Consider the following 12,751-nt stretch of genomic DNA (forward strand, 5'->3'; position numbering starts at 1 on the left):
GTAAATAATTAAGTACACTATAAAAAGAGAAATAAAAATTTGTACGTTAATTAAAACAAAGTACTTTTACTAAACAGAATTTAAAAAAATGAAAATGAAAAAAATAATAACTTTAATAGCAATTGTATTTGCAAGCAGTATTGGGTTTGCCCAATCTGGAGCTAAAATTGAATTTGCAGCTAAAGACAATACCATTGATTATGGAAAGGTTTCCAAAGGAAGTGATAATGGAATAAGAGTATTTCAATTTACAAATACCGGGGATGCTCCATTAATTATTACCAATGTATTATCTACTTGCGGATGCACCGTGCCAACCAAACCAACAGAACCTATTTTGCCTGGAAAAACTGGAAAAATTGAAGTTAAATACAACATGACTCCTGGGCCTATACGCAAAACAATTACTGTAGAAACAAATGCAGTAAATTATGAAGGCGGAAGAGTAGCTTTGAAGATAAAAGGGGAAGTGATTACAAATTAAAGTCTATTTAAAATAAAATAAGAAGCGCTTTTTGAATCATTCAAAAGCGCTTTTTTTTAGAATATCTTGTAACTGAATCCTGAATTTTAGAATTTGACCATTTCTTTTAACTTCTAATGTAATCCATTTTTCTTCTTCTGGTTTAAAAATAGAATTAATTTCCTGCAGCGAATATCTGTAAGCTGGATTTTTGTTAATTGAAACAATTATATCTCCTTTTTGCAGACCACTAGATGCAGCTGGTGAATTTTTCCTGATATATGAAATTTCATAAATCGGTTTTAATTTAAATTTATATTTAAAACCGTTAATAGTCTTACCAAATGGATCGTCCACAATTACCATAGGAACAGTTTGAAGGTGTACTGTTTCTTCCACCCATTGTAATCCATAATGCTGAATTTCGACTCCGCTCCTATTATAATTAAAGGGATCATAATATTCTTTGTTTTTCTTCAAATACAATAAATTATTGGTGTAGTCGAAAATAACCGAAAATCTTTTCAAAATCTCGCCTCCCACAGAACCCACTCTTCCTGGAACTATTTTTACATTTCTTATTGAACTAGAATCGGGAAAAGCAACAAGTGGATTAAGAAATTCAAATTCCGACATTTTAAATTTTACAATTCGGGCTCTTTTCCCTTCAATATCACCGCTGAACCCTTTCCCCAAATAATCCTCAAAATTTTTAGAGGGGATCTTAATTGCTTTAGATCGATTTTCAAAAAGCCAAATCGCATCGCTATTACCCAGATCTATTAATAATTTTGCAGGAAAAGAAACTGAGTCTATAGTTATAGTGTTGATTATATAAGGTTTTGATCTTTCTATTGTAATGGCAACTTTCTTGAATTTTTTTTCAATTTTATTTTTATTTCTCTCATTATCCCTATGAATAATCACCCTTCTTCTTTCATAATTTATTTCTATTAAATTATTTTTAAAAAAATGATAGCCAATAATTCCGTTTACTGGAATTCCCACATGTGATGATAAATTAAATTCATCATCCAAAATAACATACAACAAGTGATTTTTGGATTTTAACCCTTCAATTTCTAAAATATTATTAGTAGATTTTAATCCTTCAATAGCATCTTCGCTTCCTAAACCACGCAACGTGATTTTTTCAACATTAGAAAATTTAATTTCTTTTTTATCATCTTTCAAACTAAACAGAATAGTTTCTTCAACACCGGAATCCAATAAAAAATTTAATTCTATGCCATTTACTTTTATGGGAATGAATACCAAATTATTTATAAACTTAAAAGGAATACTCACTTTATCACTCTTTTTGCTAAATTGAAATCCATCCTGAGCTAAAATAGTCAAGGAGCTGAAAAGAAGAAAAAACAAAATAATTGCCTTTTTCATTAAAAATTGTTTCTATAAAGTTACTAAAAATACAACATAATTATGCATTTTTGATACCAAATAGACTTACTAATTACAGTAAATTTGGAAAAAAATTTGCAAATTTGCATTTCAATAATTAAATCATGCCAGAAATATCAAACAGAGGCAAACAAATGCCTGAATCCCCAATACGAAAATTGGCTCCTTTTGCCGAAATGGCTAAGAAAAAGGGTCATAAAGTATACCATTTGAATATAGGTCAACCCGATATAAAAAGTCCCGAAGCAGCCATCAAAGCCATTAAAAATATTGAATTAACTATTATTGAATACGGGCCTTCTGCTGGTTATGAAAGTTATAGAAAAAAATTAGCACAATTTTACACCAATCAGGATGTAAAAGTATCTTTTGAAGACATCATGATAACTACTGGTGGATCTGAGGCACTTTTATTTGCATTAGGAAGTATTATGGATCAGGGAGATGAAATCATTATTCCAGAACCATTTTATGCTAATTACAGTGCTTTTTCGGCAGAATCCGGTGCTACGGTAGTCCCTGTAAATTCTGTTTTTGAAAGTGGTTTTACATTGCCTCCAATTGAAGAATTTGAAAAACTAATCACTCCAAAAACGAAAGCAATTTTAATTTGCAATCCAAGCAACCCAACTGGTTATTTGTATTCCGAATCAGAAATTTTACAATTGGGCAGACTAGCTAAACAATACGATTTGTTCCTAATTGCAGATGAAGTATACAGAGAATTCATATATGATGAAGACATTCATTATTCTGTAATGAATCTTGAAGGACTGGAACAAAATGTCATCATGATCGACTCTGTATCCAAACGTTACAGCATGTGTGGCGCCAGAATTGGATGCATGGTTACAAAAAATAAAGAGGTAATTTCAGCAGCGATGAAATTTGCACAAGCCCGTTTGTGTCCTCCAACAATTGAACAAATAGCCTGTGAAGCAGCCATCGATACTCCTAAAAGTTATTTTGTTGAAGTAATTTCAGAATATAAAGAACGTAGAGATACCTTAATTTCCGAATTAAATAAAATAGAAGGCGTAATCGTTACCAAACCTAAAGCTGCTTTTTATTGTATTGCACAACTTCCTGTTGACAATACGGATGATTTTGCACAATGGCTTTTAGAAAGTTATGATTTGAATGGCGAAACCGTTATGGTTGCTCCTGCTGCCGGTTTTTATTCGACACCAGGAATGGGATTAAATCAAGTACGTATTGCTTATGTTCTTAAAAAAGAGGATTTGATTAGTGCCGTTCGCATTCTAAAAGAAGCCATTCCGGTTTATAATTCAACTCGATTGAAAAAGTTGATTGAAGTAGAATAATTACAAATTAAAAAATACTTTTTTGTTATTGTATTGATAACCAAAAGATTTTAAATAAATTACAAAAGGCAGTAACCAAAAAGTTATTGCCTTTGTTTTTTTGAAGCAATTAGAAAATCCTGCTTTCCCGATAATGGCTATAAAGTCATCATTAAATAGTATAAACGATAGAAATTCTTTAGTTTTTATTAATTATCTTTACCCCTTAAATTTACATACCCAATATAATAGTACCTTTTTGATGATAAATAACGAAGAATTTCAAGACGAGATAGGAAACAATCACATTAGTACAAGTGCAAAAAATCCATTAAGAGAAGATGCATTTGCTATTTCAGATGAAGAAAAAATAGAAAAAATTAAAAAAGACGTTGAAAATATTCTGATTACACTTGGAATGGACTTGACAGATGACAGCATGAAAGGAACTCCAAATCGTGTTGCTAAAATGTTTGTAAAAGAAATCTTTGGAGGATTAAATCCTACAAAAAAGCCAAAAGCATCTACTTTTGACAACAATTACAAATACGGCGAAATGCTAGTCGAAAAAAACATTACACTTTACTCTACTTGTGAACATCATTTATTACCAATTATAGGAAGAGCTCACGTAGCTTATATTTCTAATGGAAGAGTAATTGGACTTTCTAAAATGAATAGAATTGTAGAATATTATTCTAAAAGACCTCAGGTACAAGAACGTTTGACGATGCAAATCGTTCAAGAATTACAAATGGCATTAGGTACTGAAGATGTGGCTTGTGTAATTGACGCTAAACACCTTTGCGTGAATTCAAGAGGAATCAGCGATATCGAAAGCAGCACAGTAACCTCCGAATTTGGAGGAAAATTTAAAGATGTTCAAACTAAGAGAGAGTTTTTGGATTATATTAAATTAGAGACAAAGTTCTAAATTCAAATAAATTCATTTAACCGATAAAGCCCTAGCCCTGATGGAAGCGGCATCCTTTTTATGGCTTTTTTAGCCATAAAAAGATATAGCGAACAGCAGGAAAAAGCTTCAAAAAAAATACAAATGCCATTATATAAAAGTCAAACTCTAAAAATATACAATTCACTTTCGGGAGAAAAGGAAACATTTACACCTATTCATGAAGGCAATGTTGGAATGTATGTTTGCGGACCCACGGTTTACAGCAATGTACATCTGGGTAATGTGAGAACATTCATGTCTTTTGATGTTATATTTAGGTATTTTTTGCATTTGGATTATAAAGTGCGTTACGTTCGTAATATTACTGACGTAGGTCATATTGTGGATGATGTGGATGAAGGTGAGGATAAAATTGCAAAAAAAGCACGTTTGGAGCAACTGGAACCGATGGAAGTAGTACAACGTTACACGGTCGATTTCCATGATATTTTGAATGCTTTTAACTTTTTGCCCCCAAGTATTGAACCAACGGCAACAGGTCATATCATTGAACAAATTGAAATTATCAAGACTATTATCGACAAAGGAATTGGTTATGAAGCCAATGGGTCTGTTTATTTTGATGTGGTAAAATTCAATGAAACCAATCATTATGGTAGATTAAGCGGTCGAAATATTGAAGATATGCTTGCTAATACCAGAGATCTTGACGGACAATCTGACAAAAGAAATCCACAAGATTTTGCACTTTGGAAAAAAGCCGAGCCACAACATATTATGCGATGGCCTTCGCCATGGAGCGATGGTTTTCCCGGATGGCATCTTGAATGTACCGCTATGAGCACTAAATATTTAGGCAATCATTTTGATATACATGGAGGTGGAATGGACTTAAAATTCCCTCATCATGAATGTGAAATTGCCCAAAATGAAGCTTGCACAGGTCAAACGCCTGTGAATTACTGGATGCATGCCAATATGCTGACACTAAACGGCAAAAAAATGGCTAAATCTACCGGGAATAATATTTTACCAAGAGAAATATTGACTGGAGAAAACACTATTTTAAGCAAAGCTTTTTCGGCATCAGTAGCACGTTTCTTTATGCTACAAGCACATTACAGAAGTATTCTTGATTTCTCTGACGATGCCATTGTTGCAGCTGAAAAAGGATACAAAAGATTAATGGAGGCTATAGATGCTGCAAAAGATTTAAACGCCAGTCCAAACTCTACAATAGACATTGCTGCCTGGAAACAATCCTGCTATGATGCTATGAATGATGATTTTAACACCCCTATTCTAATTGCACAATTATTTGAAGGCGTTCGTTTTATCAATTTATTAAAAGAAGGAAAAGAAACCTTAACTGCCGAAGACTTAAATACATTTACTGTTACGATTACTGGTTTTGTATTTGATGTTCTTGGATTAGAAGATGAGAAAGTTTCAGACAATACTAATGATAAATTAGAAGGTACTGTAAATATGTTGATTGAAATGCGAAAACAAGCCAGAGACAATAAAAATTTCGCTCTTTCTGACCAGATTCGGGATCAATTAATTGCTTTAGGCATTCAATTGAAAGATGGAAAAGAAGGTACTACTTTTAGCATCTAGACAGTAAATTTCTGATGGCAGAAAGCCGATTAGAAAACTAAAAAATTGAATATTGAAGTTTTAAATCCGAAAACCTAAATCATGCTATCGAGAATATTAATTTTCCCGTTTGTACTGCTTGTTCGGTTTTACCAAACCGCAATATCACCCTTTACGCCTTCAGCATGTAGATTTGAACCTACCTGTTCTTCTTATATGATAATGGCACTACAAACACACGGACTATTTTATGGCAGTTTTTTAGGAGCGAAAAGAATTTTAAGTTGTCATCCTTGGGGAAAAAGTGGTTACGATCCTGTTCCCGAGAAAAAGTGCAATCATAAACATTAACTTTTTTTAAATACGAAATTTACTTTAAATCTTTATTTTTACAACAAATAAAAAATTCAGCAATAATGACACACGCTTTAAACATCGTTTGGAATCCATCAGAAGGTATCGATTTAGGTTTTTTTATAATTCGGTATTACAGCTTAATGTTTGTAATCGCTTTTGGATTAGGCTGGTACATTATGAAAAACATCTTTGAGCGTGAAGGCGAATCCATAGAAAAATTAGACTCCCTTTTTATCTGGACTGTGCTTGCTACGTTAATTGGAGCACGTTTGGGCCATGTTTTCTTTTATGATTGGGAATATTATCGCAATCACTTAATGGAAATAATTCTCCCATTTCGATTCTCTCCTACTTTTGAATTTACAGGTTATCAAGGTTTAGCGAGTCATGGTGCTGCTATATCAATAATAATCGCAATGTATTTTTACAGCAAAAACGTATTAAAAAGACCTCAATTGTGGATTTTAGACAGAGTCGTTATACCTGTTGCCAGTGGAGCCATTTTTGTAAGACTAGGAAATTTTTTCAATTCGGAGATTGTAGGACAAGAAACAACATCTGCATTTGGAATTCGATTTATCCGTGATAAATTTAGTCCAAGAGATGCTGTAAATGCTACTCAAATAGCCAATCCAAATGAGGCTTACAATGCTATTGCAACTGATCCAAAGTTTGCAGTATTATTAGAACAAGTTCCTGCTAAGCACCCTACACAACTATATGAAGCATTTTGCTATATTTTTGTTTTTGCAATTTTGTTTTTCTTGTATTGGAAAACTGAGGCAAGACTAAAATCTGGCTATTTATTTGGTATATTTCTAGTCCTTTTATTTTCTGTACGTATTGTCGTAGAATCCGTAAAAGAAAGTCAAGGTGGCTTTGAAAATGAACTTGGTTTGCTTTCTACAGGACAGTGGCTAAGCATTCCTTTTATACTAATAGGATTGTATTTTATTTTCACAGCCGAAAAGCCTGTTAAAGTAGAACATTAAACCCTTTTTATCATGAGTCATCCTAAAATAAGTTGACACAAAATCGACTTATTTTAGAGGGGATACATTAAAATAAAAAGCTTCCAAAATTTGGAAGCTTTTTTATTTTATCTTTTTAATGAAAAATGGGACTTAAATTTTTTTGGAATGTCGAGTTCCGTATAATCAACAGTAAACCAATAATCATTTGCAGGCATTGGTTGTCCAATATACGTTCCATCCCAACCTGGACCACTCGGTCTAATTTCTTTTAAAAGTTTACCATAACGATCGAATATTAGAATTTTAGAACCCGATAGAACATCTAAACTAAAAATATTCCAAAAGTCATTATAGCCATCACTATTTGGTGTGAAAAATTTAGGATAATCAATCACTAAAACATTATTCCTTGTTATTGGAGGGCTACAACCATTTTTGTCTTGCACAGTAATCGAATGTGTCCCTAAAGAAACATATTCAAAAATAGGACTTTCTTGAAATGGTCCATCATCTAATTGATATAAATACTCTCCTGCTGCCGTTGCATTAATGGTCACTGTTTGATTTTTAGAAAACGCATCTGTAACAGTCCAATCCACATTTACCAGAGTGGATTCGTTAACGGTGACATTAATAGTTTTTGTGGTTGCACATTGATTTGGATTTGGAGTAAATACATAAGCTCCACTAGTAGTATTATCAATATTTGATGGCATCCAAGTACCGGTAATTCCATTCGGAGATACATTATTCAAAATAGGTACTGCACTACCCGAACAAATAGCTAAATCAAAGAAACCAGGTTCAATAAGAGGATTAACCGTTACGACTAATGTTTGGGGAGTTGCACACTCAGTTGCATTTGGTGTAAAAACGTAACTCCCACTTGCTGTATTATTTATTGCTGCTGGAGACCAGGTACCGGTTATACCATTTGGTGAGGTAGTTGATAATATTGGCGCTGTAGTTCCAGTACAAAAAGCAGGTATAGCTGCAAAGTTTGGAGCTGTTTTTGCCGTTACCACTACATTCAAGGTTTGAGTCGTGGCACATTGATTTGCATTTGGAGTAAATAAATAATTCCTACCTGTTGTATTATTGATTGTTGAAGGTGACCATGTACCAACAATTCCATTCGGAGATGTATTAGACAAAATTGGCGCAGTAGTTCCAGAGCAAAAAGGAGGAATATTCGCAAAATTAGGCGTAACAACTGGTACAATGGTAATCGTAACTCTTGTCAATGTAGCTGAAGTACATTGACCCGGATTGGGTGTAAAAGTATAAGATACCGGACCTAAAACGGCCGTATTCACTGTGGCCGGACTCCAAGTACCAGCAATCGCAGGAGAATTAGTTGAACTGCTCGGTAAAATTGGTGCTGTTGCACCCTGACAAACAGTCGTTGGAATAGCTGCAAAAGTTGGTGTTACCAATGGTGTAACCGTTACGGGTAGCGTTTGAGTGGTTGCACAGGGAAATAGTACTGGATTTGGAGTAAATACATAACTGCCGGTGGTTGTATTATTTATTATTGCTGGTGACCAAGTACCTGTAATTCCATTTGGTGATGTTGGTGGTAAAATAGGTGCTAAAGTCCCTGAACAAAAAGGAGCTATAGCGGGGAAATTGGGCACTGGTACTGTAGAACATCGTGTTTTACAACTAGCTACAAGTGTTGGATTTAAAACGCAAGAAGGCGCACCCACAGCAGTTACAGTTAAAACGACCGTCTGTCCTTCAGACAAACCAGTAACTGTAAAACTTGAAGGAGCCATTTGTGTTCCCGTCACTGGCAGACCTCCATCTACAGTATAACTATAATCAAATCTTGCTTGCCCTACGTTTGCAAAATCAAAATTAACAGAATTTACAGTCACTCCGGCACAGAACAAATCAAATTGTTTGTTAACATTAACAACAATTAACGATCGCGTACTTTCTTCTCCTGCTACTGTTTGAGAAACATAGTATGAAGTTGCTCCGGCTGCAGCGGTTGAAGGCGTAGGGGCAGTTAAAGACGAGGTCCCTCCGGTCGCAGCGGTATACCATTTCAAATTAGTTCCTGTAGCTGTTAAAGGAACGGCTGTGTCATTTAAACAGTAATAACGGTGATAGACCAAAGGAGGCGGGGGCGGTACAAAAGCAGGAGAAACTAACTTTACGCAACCCGCAACTTCAATAGTATTCAAACTATTTATAGCGTAAACACTTAAATCAGACAAAATAGTAATCAAAAAAATAAAGACGAAAGACTTGATAAATTTTTCCATTATATGTCGGTTTTAATTTGATCTAAAATAAAAGTAGTGTGCTTTAACAAATATTTAGTAAATATATAAAATTTGAAACTTTGATAATATAAACTTTCAATAAATATCTAATTTTAGAAACAGCAACTAATTATATGATATTACAAAAGATTTATAAATCGGAAATATTGCTCTTTTTATGAGAAATCCCATTTCAAAAACATTTAATATGCACTTGTTAGGAAGTGCAAGGTCATTAATTATGATACGATGAAACTTTCTTGAGATTTTGCTTTTTTAAGTTTTGGCGGAACTAATAGTTCGCGCTTGACATCTTCGCTTTCTTTGATACTACAATTTAATTTACTGTACTATTTGTATAGTCATTCGACATAAAGACTCATATTTTAAAGCAAAAAAAAGACCCAACTTTCGTTGGATCTTTTCTCAATTATAATAAGTTGAATATATCTTAAACTTCTAAATGTTGTTTTTCAATCATTTTTTTATCTTCTTTTGAAATTGTATCTACAAGTACCGGTGTTGCGATAAACAATGAAGAATACGTTCCTACAATGATACCAACTAACATAGCAAAGATAAATCCTCTGATAGATTCCCCACCAAAAACAAACATGATTAATAAAACCACAATCATTGTTAATGAAGTATTGATTGTTCTAGACATCGTTGTATTAATAGATTGATTTACAATCTCAGCAAAAGTCCCTTTTGTTTTACCAGCTAAATACTCTCTAACCCTGTCAAATACAATAACGGTATCATTCATCGAATAACCAATAACGGTAAGAATCGCAGCAATAAAGTGTTGGTCTATTTCCATTCCAAAAGGCATGAATTTATAACATAAAGAATAAATACCTAACACAAAAATAACATCGTGCGCTACAGCAGCGATAGCTCCCAAACTGTATTGCCATTTTCTAAAACTGATCATCAAATACAAGAACACAATAAGCATTGCTCCAAGAACTGCCCAATACGCATTTGTTTTGATATCCTCAGCAACGGTAGGACCTACTTTTGAAGCTTGTAAAATACCTAATTTTTTACCATCATAAGCATTTACAAATTTATCATAGGTTAATCCAGCAGAAAAATGTTGTTTTAAATTATCATATAACAATTTATTTACTTCTTCATCGGCTTTGATTCCCGGTTCTTGAACTTTGTATTTTGTTGTAATTTTTAATTGATTATCACTACCAAATACTTTTGCCTCAGCACTTCCAAAAACTTTAGTTAATTCTGCTTTTACAGTTTCAGCTTCAATTGGTTTTTCAAAACGCACTTGAAATGTTCTTCCTCCAACAAAATCCACACCTTCATCCAGACCATTTGTTGCTAATGAAATTACACTAATAATAACAACAATACTTGAGAATATATAGGTCCATTTTTTCGCTCCTAAGAAATCAAAATGGAAATTATTAAACATGTTTTTAGAAAACTTGGTAACAAAAGTTAAATCATTCTTTTTACTAATATTCCAATCAATAAATATTCTTGCAATAAAAATAGATGTAAATAATGAAGTTACAATACCTATCAATAATGTAGTCGCAAAACCTTTAATTGGTCCTGAACCAAAAATAAACAATACGGCTCCTGTTAAAATATGCGTAACGTTTGCATCTGTAATAGATGACATCGCACCTCTCCAACTGTAAGAAGTTTTAATAGCTTCCTCAAGTGTTTTACCAGCACGTAATTCCTCTTTTGCTCTTTCGTAAATAATGATATTAGCATCAACAGCTGTACCCATTGTCAAAACAATACCAGCAATTCCAGGCAAAGTTAGAACCGCTCCAATACTTGCTAAAATTCCGAATAAGAATAGTAAGTTAACAGCTAACGCAAGATTAGCATACCAACCAGCTTTACCATAATAAATCATCATCCAAAGCGACACTAAAAGTAATCCGATAAGAGCTGAATTAGTACCGTTATCAATAGCTTCTTGACCTAAGGATGGCCCTACCACTTCCGATTGAACAATATCCGCAGCAGCAGGAAGTTTCCCTGCTCTTAATACATTCGCTAAATCTTTTGTTTCTGTAACATCAAAAGCACCTGAAATTTCAGATCTACCACCCGAAATTGGGCCACTAGATACACCCGGAGCAGAATATACAACATCATCAAGAACAATTGCGATATTGCTTTTTTGAGTATACGCTCTACCGGTTAATTCTTCCCAAGCTTTTGCACCCTGACCATTCATTTGCATAGAAACAGCCGGTTTACCAGTTTGATCGAATGTATCGCTTGCGTCAGTAATCACACCGCCACTCATTGAAGGCACATTGTCTCTATTTCCTTTTAAAGCGTATAATTCTACAGCATCAATATCTTTTGCTTTCGAATCTTTAATTATCATTGGTTTACCCCATACAAATTTTGCATAACGTTGGTCACCTGCTAATAAAATTCTAATATCAGCTCTTTTCAAATATCCGTTTACAACAGCAGTATCTTTTGGAGAGAAAAGACCTAAAACTGGACCTCCACCTTGACCAATGATTTTATCCAATAAAGGATTTTCACCTTTTTTAGCTGTAGTTGAATCTTTAGTATCCGTAAGTAAAGCACTTAAAGAATCTTTTACAACTGGTTTTACTTCAGTAGTTTTGATTTCAGTTTTTTTCAATGACTCATTAGCAGCCATCAAAAAGTTACCAATTTCTTCAATTTTATACGTTTCCCAAAACTGCAATTGAGCTGTGCTTGATAATAATTTTTTAGCACGATCCACATCTTTTGCGCCAGGAAGTTCAACAAGAATTTGACCTGAATTTCCTAATTTTTGAATATTAGGTTGAGTTACACCAAATTGATCGATACGTTTTCTTAAAACTCCAAAAGCACTTTCGACAGACTCATCTACTTTTCTCGAGATAACCTTTTTTACTTGTGCATCTGTCATTTGAAAATCAACCCCACCTTCACCTTGCAAACTTCTGTTTGCGAAAATATCAGGAGAAGCCAATTTTACACTTCCTTTTGAATTTGCATCAAAAGCATCATAAAAAGCATCTAAATACGTTTGATTTCCTTTTTGATTTGCAGTTGCATCAGCCAAAGACTTATTGAAAACCGGGTTTTTAGAATTATTCGATAATCCTTTTAAAATGTCTTTTACAGATATTTGAAGTATAACATTGATACCACCTTCTAAGTCAAGACCTTTATTGATTTGTTTGTCACCAACTTCATTGAAGGTAAAATCGGTAAAACCAAGATTAAATACTTTTTCTTTACCAATAGAATCTAAATATTTTACTTCTTTTTCAGGATTTCCACCAGCAAAAGATTTTGCATCACTTTTTACTTTGCTTGCAACAAAAGTGAACGAAAGTTGGTAAATACTTACCAATGCAAATAGAATTGCGAAAAATTTAATAAGTCCTTTATTCTGCATTATTACTAAAAATTAATTATTT

At 33.5% G+C, this 12,751-nt stretch carries 9 protein-coding genes; 6 read left to right on the top strand and 3 right to left on the bottom strand.

From position 1 onward, the window contains the following. Positions 1–94: 94 nt before the first annotated feature. Positions 95–484 carry a DUF1573 domain-containing protein gene (locus ACM55F_RS12780; protein WP_416854186.1) on the top strand — a complete coding sequence of 130 codons (390 nt, stop codon included), beginning with the start codon at positions 95–97 and terminating at the stop codon, positions 482–484. 36 nt (positions 485–520) lie between these two features. On the opposite strand, the gene ACM55F_RS12785 is transcribed toward ACM55F_RS12780, so the two are convergent. Continuing rightward, the gene (locus ACM55F_RS12785; protein WP_416854187.1) at positions 521–1,864 is read right to left on the bottom strand and encodes a PDZ domain-containing protein; all 1,344 of its coding nucleotides are present in this window, start codon (positions 1,862–1,864) and stop codon (positions 521–523) included. A gap of 125 nt (positions 1,865–1,989) precedes the next feature. Between ACM55F_RS12785 and ACM55F_RS12790 the strand changes: the two genes are divergently transcribed. The 5 genes from ACM55F_RS12790 (at position 1,990) to lgt (ending at position 7,053) form a co-directional block, all read left to right on the top strand. Next, the gene (locus ACM55F_RS12790) at positions 1,990–3,210 is read left to right on the top strand and encodes a pyridoxal phosphate-dependent aminotransferase (protein ID WP_416854188.1); all 1,221 of its coding nucleotides are present in this window, start codon (positions 1,990–1,992) and stop codon (positions 3,208–3,210) included. Positions 3,211–3,451: 241 nt separating this feature from the next. Next, complete coding sequence (gene folE / locus ACM55F_RS12795; RefSeq protein WP_416836955.1) at positions 3,452–4,123, top strand: GTP cyclohydrolase I FolE; 672 nt, start codon at positions 3,452–3,454, stop codon at positions 4,121–4,123. A gap of 123 nt (positions 4,124–4,246) precedes the next feature. Further along, positions 4,247–5,725 carry a cysteine--tRNA ligase gene (gene cysS / locus ACM55F_RS12800; protein ID WP_416854189.1) on the top strand — a complete coding sequence of 493 codons (1,479 nt, stop codon included), beginning with the start codon at positions 4,247–4,249 and terminating at the stop codon, positions 5,723–5,725. Positions 5,726–5,806: 81 nt separating this feature from the next. Then, complete coding sequence (gene yidD, locus ACM55F_RS12805; RefSeq protein WP_416854190.1) at positions 5,807–6,055, top strand: membrane protein insertion efficiency factor YidD; 249 nt, start codon at positions 5,807–5,809, stop codon at positions 6,053–6,055. Positions 6,056–6,120: 65 nt separating this feature from the next. Further along, a complete protein-coding gene (lgt, locus tag ACM55F_RS12810) occupies positions 6,121–7,053 on the top strand; it encodes a prolipoprotein diacylglyceryl transferase (RefSeq protein ID WP_416854191.1) in 933 nt (310 codons plus the stop codon). A gap of 107 nt (positions 7,054–7,160) precedes the next feature. On the opposite strand, the gene ACM55F_RS12815 is transcribed toward lgt, so the two are convergent. Together ACM55F_RS12815 and secDF are read right to left on the bottom strand one after the other, a co-directional pair. Further along, complete coding sequence (locus ACM55F_RS12815) at positions 7,161–9,308, bottom strand: T9SS type B sorting domain-containing protein (RefSeq protein WP_416854193.1); 2,148 nt, start codon at positions 9,306–9,308, stop codon at positions 7,161–7,163. 451 nt (positions 9,309–9,759) lie between these two features. Further along, the gene (gene secDF, locus ACM55F_RS12820) at positions 9,760–12,729 is read right to left on the bottom strand and encodes a protein translocase subunit SecDF (RefSeq protein WP_416854194.1); all 2,970 of its coding nucleotides are present in this window, start codon (positions 12,727–12,729) and stop codon (positions 9,760–9,762) included. Between the last annotated feature and the right edge of the window lie 22 nt (positions 12,730–12,751).

This window comes from Flavobacterium melibiosi (assembly GCF_048158545.1).
Taxonomy (GTDB): domain Bacteria; phylum Bacteroidota; class Bacteroidia; order Flavobacteriales; family Flavobacteriaceae; genus Flavobacterium; species Flavobacterium melibiosi.